The organism is Sphingomonas sp. 179-I 2A4 NHS (assembly GCF_045369135.1).
GTDB lineage: Bacteria > Pseudomonadota > Alphaproteobacteria > Sphingomonadales > Sphingomonadaceae > Sphingomonas.
Genome location: NZ_JBIQFL010000004.1, coordinates 246877 through 264152 on the forward strand (window position 1 = coordinate 246877; position 17276 = coordinate 264152).

13 protein-coding genes are annotated in these 17276 nt (G+C 64.7%); 7 read left to right on the forward strand and 6 right to left on the reverse strand.

What is annotated here, in order from left to right:
- Positions 1-18: 18 nt before the first annotated feature.
- The 4 genes from ACH0CP_RS09835 to ACH0CP_RS09850 are packed head-to-tail and all read right to left on the reverse strand — an operon-like array spanning position 19 to position 6913.
- Positions 19-1590 (reverse strand): AMP-binding protein, encoded by a 1572-nt coding sequence (locus ACH0CP_RS09835; RefSeq protein WP_294443905.1) that lies wholly within the window; start codon positions 1588-1590, stop codon positions 19-21.
- A complete protein-coding gene (locus tag ACH0CP_RS09840; RefSeq protein WP_294443898.1) occupies positions 1587-3233 on the reverse strand; it encodes a carboxylesterase/lipase family protein in 1647 nt (548 codons plus the stop codon). The genes ACH0CP_RS09835 and ACH0CP_RS09840 overlap by 4 nt, the downstream gene beginning before the upstream one ends.
- The gene (locus tag ACH0CP_RS09845; RefSeq protein WP_406888495.1) at positions 3230-4537 is read right to left on the reverse strand and encodes a spinster family MFS transporter; all 1308 of its coding nucleotides are present in this window, start codon (positions 4535-4537) and stop codon (positions 3230-3232) included. Before ACH0CP_RS09845 ends, ACH0CP_RS09840 begins: the two co-directional genes overlap by 4 nt.
- 3 nt (positions 4538-4540) lie before the next feature.
- Positions 4541-6913 carry a TonB-dependent receptor gene (locus tag ACH0CP_RS09850; RefSeq protein WP_294443896.1) on the reverse strand — a complete coding sequence of 791 codons (2373 nt, stop codon included), beginning with the start codon at positions 6911-6913 and terminating at the stop codon, positions 4541-4543.
- 229 nt (positions 6914-7142) lie between these two features.
- On the opposite strand from ACH0CP_RS09850, the gene ACH0CP_RS09855 reads away from it, so the two are divergent.
- The 3 genes from ACH0CP_RS09855 to ACH0CP_RS09865 all read left to right on the forward strand — a co-directional run bounded on the left by ACH0CP_RS09855 (position 7143) and on the right by ACH0CP_RS09865 (position 9133).
- Positions 7143-7667, forward strand: coding sequence for a phosphoribosyltransferase (locus tag ACH0CP_RS09855; RefSeq protein WP_294443904.1), 525 nt, complete (start codon positions 7143-7145; stop codon positions 7665-7667).
- A gap of 431 nt (positions 7668-8098) precedes the next feature.
- Positions 8099-8596 (forward strand): cupin domain-containing protein, encoded by a 498-nt coding sequence (locus ACH0CP_RS09860; protein WP_294443895.1) that lies wholly within the window; start codon positions 8099-8101, stop codon positions 8594-8596.
- Positions 8597-8659: 63 nt separating this feature from the next.
- Positions 8660-9133, forward strand: a complete 474-nt coding sequence (locus ACH0CP_RS09865; protein WP_294443892.1) for a GNAT family N-acetyltransferase — start codon at positions 8660-8662, stop codon at positions 9131-9133.
- A 62-nt stretch (positions 9134-9195) separates the two neighbouring features.
- On the opposite strand, the gene ACH0CP_RS09870 is transcribed toward ACH0CP_RS09865, so the two are convergent.
- On the reverse strand, positions 9196-9702 hold the full coding sequence (locus tag ACH0CP_RS09870; RefSeq protein ID WP_294443890.1) for a gluconokinase: 507 nt from the start codon (positions 9700-9702) through the stop codon (positions 9196-9198).
- A 547-nt stretch (positions 9703-10249) separates the two neighbouring features.
- Here ACH0CP_RS09870 and ACH0CP_RS09875 point away from each other — a divergent pair.
- From ACH0CP_RS09875 to ACH0CP_RS09890, 4 genes are all read left to right on the forward strand, one after another.
- On the forward strand, positions 10250-13264 hold the full coding sequence (locus tag ACH0CP_RS09875; RefSeq protein ID WP_294443903.1) for a glycosyl hydrolase family 28-related protein: 3015 nt from the start codon (positions 10250-10252) through the stop codon (positions 13262-13264).
- 27 nt (positions 13265-13291) lie between these two features.
- Positions 13292-14401 (forward strand): Gfo/Idh/MocA family protein, encoded by a 1110-nt coding sequence (locus ACH0CP_RS09880; RefSeq protein ID WP_294443889.1) that lies wholly within the window; start codon positions 13292-13294, stop codon positions 14399-14401.
- Positions 14398-15411 carry an SMP-30/gluconolactonase/LRE family protein gene (locus tag ACH0CP_RS09885; protein ID WP_294443888.1) on the forward strand — a complete coding sequence of 338 codons (1014 nt, stop codon included), beginning with the start codon at positions 14398-14400 and terminating at the stop codon, positions 15409-15411. The genes ACH0CP_RS09880 and ACH0CP_RS09885 overlap by 4 nt, the downstream gene beginning before the upstream one ends.
- Positions 15412-15545: 134 nt before the next feature.
- Positions 15546-16799 carry a DUF418 domain-containing protein gene (locus ACH0CP_RS09890; RefSeq protein WP_294443887.1) on the forward strand — a complete coding sequence of 418 codons (1254 nt, stop codon included), beginning with the start codon at positions 15546-15548 and terminating at the stop codon, positions 16797-16799.
- Between the two features lie 23 nt (positions 16800-16822).
- Here ACH0CP_RS09890 and ACH0CP_RS09895 read toward each other — a convergent pair whose 3' ends face one another.
- Positions 16823-17206, reverse strand: coding sequence for a response regulator transcription factor (locus tag ACH0CP_RS09895; RefSeq protein WP_294443886.1), 384 nt, complete (start codon positions 17204-17206; stop codon positions 16823-16825).
- Between the last annotated feature and the right edge of the window lie 70 nt (positions 17207-17276).

Sequence of the window (17276 nt, forward strand, 5' to 3'; positions counted from 1 at the left end):
CCTTGCCCGCCGCTTTCCTCAAGCGCCTCCATGCTCGGCCCGCAACCGTATCTTGTCGATCTTCCCCGTGGGGGCAAGCGGCAGGGCCGGTAGCCTGACGACAGCGTCAGGCACCCACCAGGGCGCGACGCGGCCAGCCAGCGCCGCCAGCAGGCCATCGTCGCCTAGAGCTTCGTCGCGCATTTCAACCAGCAGGATCGGTCGCTCGCCCCACTTCGGATCGGTACGTCCGATTACCGCGGCCTGCGCCACTTGCGGCAGCGCGCCGATGATCGCCTCGATCTCGGCCGGGTTGATCCATTCGCCGCCCGACTTGATCAGGTCCTTCGCCCGGCCCGTAATGATGAGGTTGCCGTCACGATCGATCCGCGCCAGATCGCCGGTGGCGAACCAGCCGTGCCCATCGGTGGCCGGGGTGTCCTGGCCGAAATAGCGCTCGATCACTGCGGCGCCGCGCACGCGTAGATGCCCTTCGATGTCGCGCTGCTGGGGCAGGGGGGTGCCGTCCGCGTCGGTAAGCAGCAGGTCAACGCCAATGGCGGGCTTGCCCGATGCGGCAGCGGAGCGTGCTGGATCATGCGGCGGCGAAACGGTGCCGGAGGGAGACAGCTCCGTCATCCCCCAGCTGGTCTGGACGGAGACGCCAAGCCGCTGCTCGAGCCGCTCCATCAACGCCGGCGGCATGGGAGCGCCGCCAACGATGATGCGATTCAGGGTCGGCACCTCCTCGCCGGTTGCGTCAAGATGCTCCACCAGCCCCAGCCAAACCGTCGGCACGCCGACGCCCACCGTTACCCCAGCCTCCCTGATCAATCGTGCAAGGCTCGCGCCGTCGTTGCGTCGCCCGGGCAGCACCAAGCGGCCACCAGCGGCGGGAACGGCAAATGGCAGGCCCCAGGCGTTGGCGTGGAACATCGGTACCACGGTGAGCACCGCATCAGTTCGCGCGATGGCCATCACATCCGTCTGCAGCGTGCGCAGCGTGTGGAGGAAACTCGAGCGATGCGTGTAGGTGACGCCCTTGGGCGCGCCGGTCGTGCCGGACGTGAAGCACAGTCCGGAGGGCGCCGTCTCGGGGAAGGCACCCCAGGCGACACTCGTCGTCACCGTTTCGATCAGCGGCTCAAGCGCTTGCGCCCGAGCAGTCGGCGTCACTTCGCCATCGATGACCAGAACCTGCCCGATGTTGCTCGCCAAACGCGCAATGTCGTGCGCAAGAGGAAGAAGGTCAGTGCTCGCAATGAGCAGCTTCGCCTGCGACTGTCGGGCCATTTCGGCGAGTTGCGTCGCCGTCAGCCGCGGGTTCAGCGTGTGGCAGATCGCGCCCATGCCCATGACGCCATACCATGCCTCGACATGCGCTTGGCTGTTCCATGCCAGCGTGGCGACGCGATCGCCAGGCTCGATGCCGAGGTCGGAGAGCACGCCGGACACTCGCCGAGCGCGGTCATGCAGCGCGGCGTATCCGATCCGTCGCACGCTTCCGTTCTCCTGCGCCGTGACCACTTCCGCCTCGGGGTTCCATTTGGCGGCATGCGTCAGGAACTTGTCCAGCGTCAGCGGAAAGTCCTGCATTGATCCGTCGATCATCGGCAGCCCGCCGCCTTCGTCAAGACCGGTGAGGCGAGGCCCGCGTTCCAGTTCCATGGCTGGTCGCCCGCAGCGCGGCGCCGGCACATCGCCGCCTCGTGCAGCGTGAACATGCCGGGGGACAGCCTCGTGCTGGGCTTGGGTGCCTGGGTAAACGCCATGTAATGGCCGGCATCACCGAACGGCTGCCATTGCGGCTCACTAGTTGCGACGGGCTGACCGGTGCGCGCGAACGACAGCCAATATTCCATCATCGCGGCAGACAGCCGCCGGTCGACCACGCCATCCGGGCCCTTCGGCCACAACGGCGGCGTGTTGCCGTTGGTACCGAAGACGTAGGGGATTTCGGCAGCGTGAAAGGCGTGAAGGCCGTTCTCGCTCGCCGCCGGATAGGCATGGTCGAAATAATAAAGGTACCCTGGCCGCCCGATCGCGGTTTGGCCGATTGCCAGCCGATGCGACGTCCAGCCGTAGAGCGCGTCGCGCGTCGTCGCGAGCATCGATTCGCCGATGCTGCTCGATGGGTAAAGCCGCAGGAACGGCTCGGCGAGATCGCCATAGCGATCCTTGATCGTCGCTTCATAAGCGGCAGCATTGGCGGGGGCGGGGGGTAGCAACATGCGGAGCGAGCGCACTTCACCAGCATTATAGCCGGTCAGCACCGGAACCCGCGCTTGCTCGCCGCGGTCCCAAGTGTCGACCAGCTGGCGGGTGAGTAGCTTGCCGTCGATGGTGCCCCACGGGCCGTAGCCCTTCATCGCCGCATTCTGGGTCAGCGTTCCGGCGTCCATCTCGCGTAAGCCCGCAAGATCCTTCGCGCCCAGCGTCGTCATGATCTGCTTGCCAGCGTCTTCAGCGGCCGGAAGGCCGTGGCGGGCCTGCTTCAGTTCCGGCGCCGTAATCATGTAGGCGCTTTGCGCGATCGCCTTGTGGAACAGGCCGCGCGCCTCCGGGCTCGTCATCAGATACATGACGCTGAGTGCCCCGGCGGACTCGCCGGCGATGGTGACATTGGCGGGATCGCCGCCGAACGCCGCGATGTTGCGCTTCACCCAGCGAAGCGCTGCCATTTGATCCATCAGGCCGTAGTTGCCGGAGATGCCGTCGGGAGATTCCTTGCTCAGCTCCGGATGTGCCAAATAACCAAGGATGCCGAGGCGATAATTGATCGAGACGATGATGGCGCCGAGAGCGGCCATCCTCGCACCGTCGTACATCGCCTCATGACCATAGCCACTGACCAGCGCGCCGCCATGGATCCACACGACCACCGGCAGGTCCTTGGCGTCCTGCGGCGCCCAGATGTTGAGCGCCAGGCAGTCCTCGCTCATCCGCTGTGGCGGATTGGCGTAGATGTTCGTCCCCGGGAAGGTCGGCTGTACGCAGGCTGCAGCGAAGCCGTTCGCTGGGCGCACGTCCGTCCAGAGCTTGGCGGGCACGGGCGGCTTCCAGCGAAGCGTCCCGATCGGCGCTTCCGCATAAGGAATGCCCTTGAACACCCGCACCTTACCCTGTGTGGTACCCGCCACCGCGCCATCTGGCGCGCGGACGATGGGAGCATTGGCGGATGCAGGGCCGGCCGCTGCAGGAATGGCAGCTGCCAGCAGGGACGCCGCGAGTGCGGTGCCAGTTGATGATGTCATGCGCGCGTTTCCTCGCGGCGAAGCAGTCGCGCCAGCCACAGGAACAGCGCGATCGCGATGAGATAGAAGGGCGTCAGAGTATAAAGCGCGGTCTGCAGCGCATGGCCGTCACCCTGCGCCTTGAACCAGTCGCTCGCCTGACCGACCCACGTCGGCCCCAGACCCAGCCCGATGAAGTTCATGATCAGCAGCAGCAGCGCGCCCGACAGCACGCGTTGGTCTGGCCGTACCTCTTCCTGCACCAGCGCCACGGACGCAGAGAGGTACAAATAGTTGAACACCATGACCACCGACAGCAGCATCAGCGCCATCGGCCAGGTGGGGGCCCAGATGAAGCCGAGGTAGAATGGCATTGCGATCGCCAGCGACATCGCCGGAGCGGTCGCATAGCCAACGCGTGTGCGGCGTGCCATTCGGTCGATCACGCGGCCGGAGACGACCATGCCGCCGCCCATGCCGATGGCCAGCACCAGCGCATACCAGACGGCGACGTCGCTCAGCTCCATGCCCTTTTCGCGCATCAGGAACAGGACCGCGAAATTGCCCAGGCCATAAGTGACGAACTGGGTCGCTCCGCTGCCCAGCGCCGCCAACATCAGTACCGGATTTGTCAGGAACATGCGGACGGTGGACCAGAAGCCGGCAGGCGGCACCGCTGCAATGGCGTTGGCCCCCGCCGGGTCGGTCGCGCCGCGCGGAGGTTCCTTCATGAAGATGCGCAGCAGTACTGCAGTGACGACGCCTACGGCGCCGATGATGATGAACGGCATCCGCCAGCCGAAATGCTCGGCGATCAGCGCACCGAATGCGACGCCAATCGCAGCGCCGATTGCCGGGCCGAGATTGAAGATACCGAACGCGGCGGCGCGCTTGCCCGGCGGATAGGTGTCAGTAATGATCGCATAGGATGGCGGCACGCCGCCCGCTTCGCCGAAGCCGACGGTCATGCGCGCGATCACCAGCTGGGTGTAGTTCTGTGCCAGCCCGCAGGCGACGGTAGCGCCGCTCCAGATCGCGCAGGCCAGCGACAGCACCGTGACACGGCTGGATCGATCCGCCAGCCAGCCCACCGGGATCGCGATGAAGCAATAGAACATCGCGAAATACAAGCCGCCGATGAGGCCCAGCTGGCCGTCTGTAACGCCGAGCGAGTCTTGGATCGGCTTGGCGACAATGCCGATCAACTGGCGATCGAGGAAGTTCAGCACATAGACGAACGTCAACGTCGCCAGCACGAAGGCCGGCCGCTGCGCACGGGGGCTCGCCCCGTGCGCTTCAACCGCCGCGCTGGTGGCCGCGGTCATCGATCAGATCCCGTAGCCGAGGCGGATCCCCACGGTCCTCGGCCGCAATGTGCCGAAGCGGCTGACGAGGAACGCCTCCGGATGGATGTAAGTGATCGAATGATCATCGAAGACGTTCTCGACATACAATTGCCCCGTCCATGCACCACGTTTCACGCCAAGGTTGACGTTCACGTTCACATATTCGTCGGTCTTGCCGAACGTTGACAGGCGGAGGTTCGGATTGCCGGGCGTGTTCGGGAAGGAACTGTTGTACGATCCCACATATTGCGCGTTCACCGCGAACGTGCCCTTGGTGCTTTCGCCAAGATCAAAGCCGATCGAGGTATAGGCTGCGCCCTGCAGCCGCGGCGCTGACAGGCGATGTCCCAGCACCGCGCCGGAAATCGCTGCCTCTTCCGGCGTCAGCTTTGTGATCTTGGAATCATTGTATGCCGCATTGAAGCCGATGAAGACGTCAGTGGCGGGGATGATCCCCATCTCCACCTCGAAGCCCTTGCTGCGCGCCGCGCCAATGTTGGTGGCGAACTGCACCGAGTCCGACACGCGGTTGGCCTGCGCCTGGATATTGCTCCAATCGATCAGGTACGCGGCGACGTTCATCGTCACGCGTCCGTCGAGCCAGCGGCCCTTTGCGCCGATCTCATAGCTTTCGAGCCGGTCCGACGATGCGCCATTGGGAATGATGATGTCATTCTGGTCGACGACGCTCGCGCGGCCTGCGAAGGCGTTGACGATCGGCGCACGAAAGCCGGTGGAGAAGGTGGCATAGGTCGTCACCGTGTCCGTCGGCTTGAAGGAGGCGCTCGCCTTCCACTGCGGCTTCTGGCCTTTCGCCTTCACACCCTCGGCCGCTTCGTACGCGGGGAAGCGATTGAATGGCAGGTTGCGCACGTTCCCCAGCGCAAGCTGCAGATAGTTCAGGTCGACCCCGAACTCTGGATACGTCGCCATCGCGAGATAGCCGCCGGCTTCGGTGAACGCCTGCGCCGAGATGCGGCCATAACGCATGCCGCCCGTCAGCCAGAAGCGATCGGAGAAGCGATACGTCAGCTCGCCGAATCCGGCGAGTTCCTCGTTGATCTGGTGCGTGTACTGCTTCTGGTAATATTGGTCCGGCAACCCAGCCATGCCGCGCGCGGCCAGGAACTCCGGGTTCGAACGATAGAGGAAATCAGTATCGCGGCGACGCTTCAGGTAGAAACCGCCCAGCGTGAACTGCAGCGGCCCATCCAGCGTCGAAACAAAGCGCGTCTCCTGCACGAACACCTTGTCATAGGCATTCGCATCGAGCCCGAAGGCGATCGGCGCGCCCGGGAAGGAGCCTGCCGGGAAGGTGCCGGCGAGATCCAGCCAGAAGCGCTGGTCGAAGTCAGAGAAGGTCGAGGAACTGGTCAGACGTGCGAAATCGAACTCGTAATCGATCGTCGCGTTGGCGATCAGCTGCTTGCCGGTGAACCGGTCCGGCTGGTCGGAGATACGCTTCTCGCGGCCGAGCGACGGGCTGGTGAGCGATGAGTCCTTCGGGTCGCTGTCTTCGTAGGAGCCGAGCAGCTTGATCGACAAACGATCGGTCGGCTTCCACAGCATCGTCAGCCGGCCCCCCCAGTCCACGAGCGTGTTAGAATTGCGCACGCCGGTCCCGACGTTGTCGAGATAGCCTTCTTCATGGCGGTAAAAGCCGACGCCGCGGATCGCGAGCTTGTCGCTGACGATCGGCACGTTGACCATCAGGTTGTAGCGCTGGCGCAGGCTGTCGGAGCCGGTCAGGCCGATGTCGACGAGCGCCGACGTGTCGAAATGATTGAGATCCGGGCTCTTGGTCAGGATGCGCATCGCGCCCGACAGGGACCCCGAACCGAACAGTGTGCCCTGCGGACCGCGCAGGAATTCGACGCGTTCGACGTCGAAAAGGTTCGGATCGACAACGGTAGTGTTGCCGATCGTCGAGACCGGCAGCTCGTCAATGTAAACGGCGACCGAGCTTTGCAGATTGGCGTTATAGCCGTTTGTCGCGATGCCGCGGGCGGTGAAGTTGTTGAAATTCTGCGTTGGGCGGTTGAGCACGACGCCCGGGGTCTCGCGTGCGATCCCTTCGAAGCCGACAATGCCTTTTTCGGTCAGCTCCTGCTGCTGAAACGCGCTGACGCTGATCGGCACGTCCTGAATACGCTCGGCCCGGCGCGTCGCCGTGACGTAAATGTCGCCGGAATCGATCGCATCATCGCTCGCGCTAGCCGTCAGATCGCCCGCAGGCTGATTAGTGCTGGCCTGATCGGTCCCAACCTGATCTGAAACCGGCGCGTCCTGCGCAGCTGCCGGTGCAATTGAGATAAGCGTCATCGCCGCAGCGGACGCCAGCAACATGGCCCTCATCGATCCCCTCCCTAAACCCAAGCCTGAGCTTGTTGGGTTTCTGGGTGCCCGAAATGGTTACATGTGTCAACACTCACTCTCTCGAGCGTGAGTATCTGAACTGGCTCGACGGTCGGGGCAGGCTTCGTGTAGGAATCGGTCGTCGCACATCAGCGTCGACGTTCGCGGCACCTATCGGGTCGCCGACAGTTGCCGCCGTGGCTTAAGATCTTTCGACCACAAGCGAGGTATCGTGGCGCCCACCCTTACTTTCATCAGCCATGATGCTTTCGCGGCGGATGTGCGTGCGCTTGCAGCGGCGCTGACGGCCACGCCTGACTGGCAACCCAGCCTGCTCATCGGCATGGGGCGCGGCGGCTTGGTTCCCGCCGTGTATCTAAGTCATGCAGCCGATCTGCCGATGATCTCCTGTGACTTGTCGAGCCACGCGACGGCGTTCGCGGATGCGACGCTAGCGCGGCTCGCGGAGCGCACGCGCGACGGCACCCGGCTTCTCTTCGTGGACGATATCAACGACAGCGGCCGCACCATCGGCCTGTTGCGCCGCCGCCTCTCCGATTTCGACGCAGCGCCGGGCAGCGTCCGCTTCGCGACGTTGCTGGACAATGAGGTGTCGGCCGAGCGGGTCGAATATTGCGCCAGAACCATTGATCGCCGTGTGGTCAAGGATTGGTTCGTCTTCCCATGGGAGGCGCTCGCATCGAAAGAGGCAATTGCGGAGGACGCAGCAGAGGTTCCGGAACGAATTCAGTAGCGCAGAGCATCCCGCGCCGATTCGAGTCGCCAGATCGTGGCAGAGCGAATGGCTTCGCAAGGTTGCAGGATGGTCGATCGGAGATGAGGCTGGTTCGAGTTGTCGGCGGGGCGCTGCGTCTCGAGCCGGGCGTCGGCAAACGGCGCCATTGGCCGGCGGCGCGGGCTGGACCGATCCGCGTCATTCAGATAACCTGCGGTCTGAATCTGGGTCGACCGTTTTCTCTCGATCGTCGGCGTCCGGTCAGACGCCGGATTGGAAGGCCAGACCTCTGGCGCCACCTTTTGCCCCGGCTTGTCCCGTCGACCTGCCTCGCTCGTGCAAGGTAATTAGGCCGCAGCCGGACGCACCGCAGCCGCGACTTTTGGCGTACTTGCGGTGACTGCAATGCGCTCCCTACGCCCGAGCTTCTTGCTGCGGAGATCGTCACGATGCGCCTTCTTCCCCATCTGCTTTGCCTAGGCAGCGCGGTCTCGATCAGCCCGGCCGTGATCGCGCAGACGATTCCTGCCGACGCGGCAAGCGCGTCCGAAATCCGCGCCCGCGTCGCTGTGCTTGCCGAGAGGATGGGCGCCAGCAGCTTTGCCTATGATCCATTGTTGATGGATGGCGAGACGGTCGCCGCGCTGGAGTATTGGAAGGCACCGGGAAAGCCGGCAGTTCACCCTGATGCGGCCGAATATGCCATTGTCATCGAAGGCGCGGGGACGCTGGTCTCGGGCGGTACATTAGTGGCGCCCCGCACGACCAAGCCAGGGCTGGTCGAGGGACGCCGGATCGAGGGTGGCACATCCCGAACACTGTCTCCGGGAGACATTATCTTGATCCCCGCCGGCGTGCCGCACTGGTTCGGGATCGAGGGCAAACTAGTACTGCTGGGAATGAAACTGCCGCGGCTGGCATCGGCGGATCAGCCCGCGAAGCGCTGACCAAATCATGTTGCCTGATCCGCGATTGCGACAATGCGGCTGAAGCCATGATATGATTTGATGATGATGAAGCCAGCAATCACGATCCGGCGCGCTCAGGCGGCCGACTTTCCGACTCTAAAGCTGGTGCTGCGTGAAACCTTCACGAGCACGTGGGAGCCAGAGGTGACGAGCGAAGCGGCTGCCCGCTACCTGGACAGGTCGGTCGAATATGTTGAGGAGCGCGGCCACTTGTTTTGGGTCGCAGTTCGCGAGGCTGCGGTCGTTGGCCTTCTCGATTTCCATGCGAACTTCGTCCACGCGCTGCATGTCCGCCCGTCGGTCGCGCGTGCCGGCGTCGGCACCATTCTCATGGAAAAGGCGGAGGCCGAGATTGCCGCCGCCGGCTTCCCTTCCGCCCGCCTCGAAACGGATACGTTCAACAGCCGAAGTCGCGCCTTTTATGCTCGCCGCGGTTATCGCGAGATCGATGAATATCCCGATCAGGAATGGAACAGCGGCCTGACGACCCTTCTGCTGGAAAAACAGCTAGCCTGACGGTCACTTACCCAGCGCACCAAGACGACTGGTATGGGAGTGGTTGATGCAAGCTGCGACGCTCAGGCGCCGCCTGCGTCCAGCCATTCCAGCGCCATGCGGCACAAGTCCGGCGGAGCTGCGCTCGATCGTAACGTCAGCACTGCCTCGTCAGCCGTTGGTCGCTCCAGTGTCGCCAACTGACTGTTGAGGAGGCTCGCGGGCATGTAGTGGTCCGTTCGGTCGGACAATCGGCGCACCAGTTCATCGCGATCATTATCGAGCAATATGAAGCGCATATGCCCTCCGGCCGCGGCTGCCAGTCGCTCGCGATAGGATCGACGTAACGCCGAGCAGGCCGCCACGGCGCAACCGTTTGTCGCCGCCGCTTCGCCCAGAGCATGCCCAACGCGATCAAGCCATGGCCAGCGATCGGTATCGTCCAGCGGCTGTCCCGCGCTCATCTTTGCGATCGCGGCTGCGTCGTGGAACTCATCGCCCTCGAGAAACGGGCAACCGAGCGCATCGGCTAATAGCCTGCCGAGCGTCGACTTGCCGCTGCCGCTGACGCCCATGACCACGATCGCCATCGGCGCGTTCCTGTTCGCGACTTGTTGGTCCACGTCGGCACCCCGCTGGCTTGCCCGCCCATCACCGGACGACGAGTGGGTTCGCCGCCTGACTAGCTGCGGCTCTCGCGTGCCGGAACTACGACCATGGTCGCGGATGCTCTGCCACCCGGCGCGGCTTATCAACTCGTCCATGGGGCGGCGGCACGTATCACTCGTACATAGGAGGGAGAATGCGGACCACGGCTCTACTGGCGACGACGCTGCTGACGCCGGCTCTCTCGACGTAAATCGCGTCTACGATCTCTCGACTTGTTGAACGCGGGTTTCAACGTCGACAATCTGTTCGACCGCGATCCGCGACCTTCACCGCAGAGCAACACCGGTATGGCATCAACCAGCAACTCTATGACATCACTTGCCGTGTTTATCGCGCAGGCGTCCGCTTCAAGTTCTAACCGCTGGGCAGCCGGGTTCGGCTGCCGCTGATCCCCCAACTGTCCCGGCGCCCCGGCCGGGACACTTTTTTATCAAGGAGGCCGGCGTGAAGCGTCGCATTGTTTGCACCATGGCGGCGTTCGCCGCAGCGCTCGTCGCGAGCACTTCTGCTCTGGCGCAGGCTTCCGCTTTTCTCGCCGCGCCGAACGACGCGCGTGCTACCACAGTTCGCGGCATTGGGGATGGGCGGGCGGACGACACCGCAGAGATCCAGCGCGCGATCGACGAAGCTGCGGACCAGGGTGGCGGTGGCATCGTGTTCCTGCCTGAAGGCACCTATCGGATCACGCGCACCGTCTACATCTGGCCGGGCGTGCGACTGTTCGGCGTCGGGAATGCGCGGCCCAAGATCGTACTTGGGGACCGCACCCCCGGCTATCAGCGCGGGCTTGCGAACATGATCATTTTCGCGGGCGCACGGCGGGTCGAGCCGGGGCAGGTGCGCGTCCCGTTCCCGCCGCCCGGCAGCGTGCCGTTCGATCCAAACATTGCAGACGCCAACCCGACCACGTTCTACTCCGCGATGAGCAATGTCGATATCGTGATTGGAAAGGGCAATCCGGCTGCCGTCGCCATTCGCTTCCACGTCGCGCAGCACGCCTTCGTCAGCCACATGCGGTTCGATCTCGGCTCCGGCCTCGCCGGGCTCTATCAAGTCGGCAACATTGGCCAAGACTTGCATTTCCGCGGTGGCCGCTACGGTATACTGACCGAGAAGCCGTCGCCCGCATGGCCTTTCGCACTGATCGACGCGACTTTTGACGGGCAGCGTGACGCGGCGATCCGGGAGCACGAAGCGGGCCTCACATTGGTCAACGTCTCGATCCGCGACACGCCAGTCGGGGTCGACATCGACAAGGGCTATGGCGACTGGCTTTGGGGCAAGGATGTCCGCTTCGAGAATATCGGCAAGGCGGCAGTCGTCATCTCGAACGAGAACAACGTCTATACGCAGATCGGGTTCGAGAACGCGCTTGCCAGTGGCACCCCGGTCTTCGCCCGCTTTCGCGAGAGCGGCCGGACGGTTGCCGGGCCCAGTGCCTCCTACAAGGTAAGCGCATTCAACTACGGCCTCGCCGTGCCGGCGCTGGGCCGGATGGGAACGTACAAGACGGTGATGGACGCATCGCCGCTACCGGCGCTGCCAGAGCGCCGCGCCCCTGCGATCCGCGCACTTCCGCCCACCAGCGAGTGGCGCAATGTTAGGCTGGATGGTGCCAAGGGCGACGATCGCACCGACGATACCGCGGCCATCCAGCAAGCGATCAGCGGCAATCGCGTCGTCTATTTTCCGGCCGGCCGCTACGTCGTCACCGATACGCTGAAGCTGCGGCCGGACAGCGTCCTCATCGCCCTGCATCCGAACCTGACGCAAATCATCCTGCCGGATGGTACGCCCGCATTTCAGGGTGTCGGCACGCCGAAAGCATTGGTGGAAACGGCGCGGGGCGGAGACGCGATCGTTTCCGGCCTCGGGCTCTTCACCGGCGGCATCAACCAGCGCGCGACGGCCTTGCTGTGGATGGCCGGCGAGAATTCGCTGGTCGACGACGTCAAGTTCCAGGGTGGCCACGGCACCGACCTAGCCGGCGGTAAGCGCTTCAACCCCTATAACGCAACTGCAACCGGCGATCCCGATCCGGCCAAGCGCTGGGACGCGCAATATCCGAGTCTGTGGGTTACACGGGGCGGGGGCGGCACGTTCAACAATATCTGGACCCCGAACACCTATTCGCAGGCGGGCTTCTACGTCTCCGATACCGAAACGCCCGGCCACCTCTATCAGATGTCAGCCGAACATCATGGCCGGGTCGAGATCGCGCTCAACCGCGTCGCGAACTGGGAGTTGCTCGCGCCACAAACCGAAGAGGAGGGCGGGGAAAGTCGCGATGCGGTGGCGCTGGAGATCCGCGACTCCCGCGACGTCTTGGTCGCCAATCTCCACGCCTATCGCGTGACCCGCACGAGCAAGGCGAAGCCGGCGGCCGTGACGCTCTACAACAGTCGCAACATCCGCTTCCGCAATGTCCACGTGAACGCCGAAAGCGGGCTCGGCACCTGCGACGAGAATGGCTGTGCGACCTATTTGCGCGCGAACAAGTTCCCGTACGAAAATGCCATCGTCGACGTGCCAAGCGGGCTCCAGGTGCGCGAGCGCGAGTTCGCCATGCTGGACATCGGATCGGAGCTGCCGGCAGCCCCTACGCCAGCCCGGATTGGCGAAGGCGTGGTCGAGAAGCTCGCCGGTGGCTTCGATGCGCTGGGCGGCGCAGTCACGACGCCGGATGGCACGCTTTATTTCGTGGATCGCACGCAGCAGCGCATCTTTCGCTGGGACGAAGCGCGCGGCCTCGGCATTGAGCGCGATAACACGCTCGACGCGATCAACCTTGCCGCGGACCAGTCCGGCAACCTGCTGGTTCTCTCCGCCTCGGGGCGCAACGGCACGGTCTACAGCTTCCGCCCTGGCTCGCCCGAGACCGAGCTCACGGTGTTGCCAGCGACGCCGGCCCGGCCGCTTGGCGAGGCGCGCATCGCACTGCCGGGCAACTGGTGGAACAATGGCGAGTTCAAGGACCAACTCGACACGAAGACGCTGCAGTTCCCGACGCTGGCGGAGATGTTCGCCCGCGATGTTGCGGTGCCCCCCGCCCAGCAATATGTCTCGACGGATGGCAGCATTGTCCTGCCTGCCTATCGTGTGTTCCAGCAGGGGCCAGCTGATTTCCGCGCACGTCGTTTCTCCCCGATGCTCGATACCTATGGCTTCGTCGCCGGACAGCCAGGCGGCCGCGTGCACGTCAGCAATGCGTCAGAGGCGCGGACATATAGCGCGCTGGTGACTCCGACCGGTGCGCTTACGGATCTGAAGGTCTTCGCGGATCGCGGCGGCGAGAGCGTCGCAACCCATCCTGACGGACGCGTGTTCATCGCCAACGGGCAGATCTTCGTTCACGACAAGGACGGGCGTGAGATCGGGCGGATCGATATGCCGGAACGGCCGATCCAGCTGGTCTTTGGTGGGGCCGATGGGCGCACCTTGTTCATGCTGGCGCATGGCGGGCTCTATCGCGTCCGCCCGTAACTTTGACGCCTGGAGAGGGAGAGGGCGATGATCGAGTGGAACAGGCGAACCGTGCTGCAGGGCATCGGTGCGGGCGTGGCGAGCGTCGCGCTGCCGGCGGGTGCTAAGGCTCAGGCGGGCGCGCCGCCGCGCAAGCTAGGCTATGCGATCGTCGGCCTTGGCAGCTACGCCACGCGGCAGATCATGCCGCGGCTGAAGGACTGCGAGTTCGCCCGGCTCACCGCGCTGGTCAGCGGCACGCCCGAGAAGCTGGAGCGCTTTGGCAGCGAATATGGCGTGCCTAAGACGCATCGCTACAGCTATGCCGATTACCATCGGATCCGCGACAATCCGGATATCGACATCGTCTATGTCGTGCTGCCCAACTCGATGCACGCCGAGTATTCGATCCGGGCAAGCCAAGCCGGCAAGCATGTGATGTGCGAGAAGCCGATGGCGGTTTCCGCGACAGAAGCAGAGGCGATGATCGCGGCGGCGCGCAAGGCGGACCGCAAGCTGATGATCGGGTATCGCAGCCATTTCGAGCCGTACAATCAGCGGGCGATCGCGCTGGTGAAATCCGGGTTTGTCGGGCGGCCGACGCTGATCACCGCGGAACACGGGTTCAATGCGCAGCCGAACCAGTGGCGGCTCGACCGGCCGTTGTCGGGCGGCGGTTCGCTGATGGACATCGGCATCTACAGCCTCAACGCGGCGCGCTATCTTGCCGGTGAGGAGCCGGTGGAAGTGGTCGCCACCGAGGCGACCGATCGTAATGATCCGCGTTTCCGAAACGTAGAGGATCGCATTGATTTCCAGATGAAATTTCCGTCGGGCGTGATCGCCAATTGCGTGTCGAGCTATTCCTCCGGGCACAACGCCTATCGCGTGACGGGAACCAGGGGCTGGGTGGGAATGGAACCGGCGACGCCCTATGAAGGCCACCAGATGTGGACCAGACAAAACGGCAAGACCGAGCAGGTGACGCTGCCGACGCCGAAGAAGAACCAGTTCGTGGCGCAACTCGATCATTTGCCGGAGAGCATCCTGACCGGGGTGCCGCTGCGCGCGTCCGGCGAAGAGGGGCTGCGCGACATGAAGTTGATCGAGGCGATCTATCGTTCGGCCCGGGAACGGCGTGCAGTGGCGTTGGTATGACGGTTTTTCGACGGTCGGTTTTGATCGGCATTGGTTCGACTTTGGTCGCCAGTGGCGCGCGAGCGGGCACGGGTGGTACGGGAAAGATCACCCGTTTCGACGCTGCGCTCGATCAACTGCTCAATACCGCCAGTCCGATCGAGGTGATCGCGGACGGGCTGCGGTGGGCAGAGGGGCCGGTGTGGGTGCGGGAGGGCGGTTACCTGCTGTTCTCCGACGTGCCGGCGAATGTCGTCCACCGGTGGCGGAAGGGCGAGGGGGCGCGGCCGTTCCTGGCGCCGTCGGGACTCGCCGGGCCGGTCCCGGCGGGGATCCGGGAGGCGGGGGCGAACGGCCTGGCGATCGACGCGGACGGCGCACTGATCATGGCGGACTCGGGCACGCGCGCGATCGCACGCGTCGATCTGACGACGAAGCGCAAGACGATCCTGGCGGACCGGTTCGAGGGCAAAAGGTTCAACAGCTGCAATGACGTCGCGATCGCGCGCGACGGCGCGATCTATTTCACCGATCCGCCCTATGGCCTTGCCGATGGTGACGCGTCGCCGCTGAAGGAGCTGGCGTTCAACGGCGTCTATCGGGTGGTGCCCGGCGACGCGCCGCAGTTGATCGACCGCAGCCTTCGCCGGCCCAACGGCGTCGCGCTGTCGCCGGCCGGAGATCGGCTGTACGTCGCCTGCTCGGATGAAGCGGCACCGGAAATCCGCGTCTATGATCTGGGGAAGGACGGGCTGGCGACGGGACCCGGACGGCAGTTCGTCGACTTCGCCCCAGAGCATGCCCGAGGGCTGCCGGGGCTGCCCGATGGGCTGAAGGTTGCCGCATCCGGCCATCTGTTCGCGAGCGGGCCGGGCGGTATCTATGTCATCACGCCGGAGGGGCGGAAGCTGGGGCTGATCGCGACCGGCAAGGCGATCGCCAATTGCGCTTTCGGCGAGGATGGGCGCACGTTGTTCCTCGCGTCGAGCGACAAGGTGGCGCGGGTGCGGCTGAAGACGTCCGCCTGGTGAGGGAAGAGCAGATCAAGCCTATACCTAGGTAGCTATACGTAAGCAGACTGGCGGGGCCTAGATCCCCCGCCAGGGTCTCACGGCCCGATCCCGGACCATGTGCAAGCGTTGGAGCAGGCGTGACCCCTCAAGGCATGAACTCACCCCCCGCGCGCGATACGACCGCCCGCCGGCCGCGCATCCAATCGCTCGACGTGATCCGCGGTATGGCGATCCTCGGTATCCTTGCCGTCAACGCGGACGGCTTTGCCGCACCGCAATCGGCGTCGCTCAAGCCGCTGCTGTGGATGTACCCGAATGAGGGTTGGACCGCCTTTTCCTATTGGATCATGGAGACCTTCTTCCACGAGAAGTTCCTGATCATCTTTTCGATGCTGTTCGGCGTGTCGCTGTTCCTCGTCGGAGGCGACGGCAGTGATCGACAACGCAACAGGATGCTCGTCCGGCGCCTTGCCGTCCTGCTGCTGTTCGGCCTCATCCACGGCTTCGCCATCTGGTGGGGCGACATCCTGTCGCTCTACGCCGTGACCGGCTTCCTCATGGCGCTGGCCCGCGGGTGGCGGCCAAAACTGCTGCTGCTGGGCGGCATCGCGCTTTATGGCGGGATGGCGATCGCGACCATTCCGGGTGCCGCACTGCCCTTCGCCTCCCCGCAGGCCCGGCAGGACGCGATTGTGGCGATGACGCCCAAGCCGGAGGCGATCGCCGAGCGCAAGGCCGTTGTCGCGACGCGGATCGAGCAGGCGAAGGCGTCCTGGGCCGGGGCCTACAGCCTCAATGCGCAGGAGTATCGCAACCTGCTGTCGGGAGACCCGTGGCTGATCCCGTCGACGCTCGGGCTGATGATGACCGGGCTCGGGTTGTTCAAGACCGGGTTCCTAGCGGGTCGATCGAGCCGCCGGCGATACCTGATTGCGCTGGCGGCAGGCGCGGTTGCGTTGATCCCGACGGGCTGGATCGCCTGGCAGGTCGCGGTGCTGGAGCGCCCGATCCCCGGCGCGCATGGTGCGGTGCTGCTTCTGTCACCCTTTGTGTCGCTCGCTTATGTCAGTGCGCTCATCCTGCTGCTGAACGGCGGCGCGGCGCGCGTTCTGGCGCCGCTTGCCGCGGCCGGGCGGATGGCCTTCACCAACTACATCAGCCAGTCGCTGATCATGACGTCGATCTTCTACGGCGGGCGCGGCGGGGTGATGGGAGAGGTTGACCGGCCAGGGCTATGGGCGATCACCATCGCCGTCTGGGCGCTGCAGCTCGCCTGGTCCCCCTGGTGGCTGGCCCGGTTCGAGATGGGGCCGCTGGAATGGGTGTGGCGCTGCCTGACGATCGGGCGCCGTATCCCGCTGCGCAAGAGGAACGATGGGCGGCCGGGCGAACCGGTCGGGGCCTGAGCGCTGTCGCGCACCGGCTTGCATCAGGGGCGGGGGTGGATCGCCCCCTCGATGGCGGCGAGTAGCGCATCGGGGTCGATCGGCTTTGACAGGAAGGCACGCGCACCATGGCCAAGTGCCTCGTCGCGCGCCTCGTCGGTGGGATAGGCGGTCATCATGATCAACGGCTGGAGCCAGTGACGACGCGCCATTTCGCGCTGGAGCTCCAGCCCTGACATCTCGGGCATGTGCACATCGGTGACGATGCAAGACAGGGCGTCCGCCGTCAGATCACCGAGGAGATCCCGCGCGCGGGCGAAGCAGCGCGCGCCGTGGCCGGCGGAGCGCATCAGTGCGTCGAGGCTTGCCCGTACGTCAGGATCGTCATCGACGATGGCAATGAGCGCGGATCGCTGCACAGGCTGCACAGATGGGTACTCCGGAACTGCGGCGCCGGGCGCCGATACGATAGAGATGCGCGGTCGCGCATTGCCGCTC

What these genes read in the sequence shown, in the direction of transcription:
- ACH0CP_RS09845 (WP_406888495.1), bottom strand. Translation starts at nt 4,537, where the DNA reads ATGACCGCGGCCACCAGCGCGGCGGTTGAAGCGCACGGGGCGAGCCCC.
- ACH0CP_RS09875 (WP_294443903.1), top strand. Translation starts at nt 10,250, where the DNA reads ATGGCGGCGTTCGCCGCAGCGCTCGTCGCGAGCACTTCTGCTCTGGCG.
- ACH0CP_RS09890 (WP_294443887.1), top strand. Translation starts at nt 15,546, where the DNA reads ATGAACTCACCCCCCGCGCGCGATACGACCGCCCGCCGGCCGCGCATC.
- ACH0CP_RS09835 (WP_294443905.1), bottom strand. Translation starts at nt 1,590, where the DNA reads ATGATCGACGGATCAATGCAGGACTTTCCGCTGACGCTGGACAAGTTC.
- ACH0CP_RS09885 (WP_294443888.1), top strand. Translation starts at nt 14,398, where the DNA reads ATGACGGTTTTTCGACGGTCGGTTTTGATCGGCATTGGTTCGACTTTG.
- ACH0CP_RS09850 (WP_294443896.1), bottom strand. Translation starts at nt 6,913, where the DNA reads ATGAGGGCCATGTTGCTGGCGTCCGCTGCGGCGATGACGCTTATCTCA.
- ACH0CP_RS09865 (WP_294443892.1), top strand. Translation starts at nt 8,660, where the DNA reads ATGATGAAGCCAGCAATCACGATCCGGCGCGCTCAGGCGGCCGACTTT.
- ACH0CP_RS09840 (WP_294443898.1), bottom strand. Translation starts at nt 3,233, where the DNA reads ATGACATCATCAACTGGCACCGCACTCGCGGCGTCCCTGCTGGCAGCT.
- ACH0CP_RS09870 (WP_294443890.1), bottom strand. Translation starts at nt 9,702, where the DNA reads ATGGCGATCGTGGTCATGGGCGTCAGCGGCAGCGGCAAGTCGACGCTC.
- ACH0CP_RS09860 (WP_294443895.1), top strand. Translation starts at nt 8,099, where the DNA reads ATGCGCCTTCTTCCCCATCTGCTTTGCCTAGGCAGCGCGGTCTCGATC.
- ACH0CP_RS09880 (WP_294443889.1), top strand. Translation starts at nt 13,292, where the DNA reads ATGATCGAGTGGAACAGGCGAACCGTGCTGCAGGGCATCGGTGCGGGC.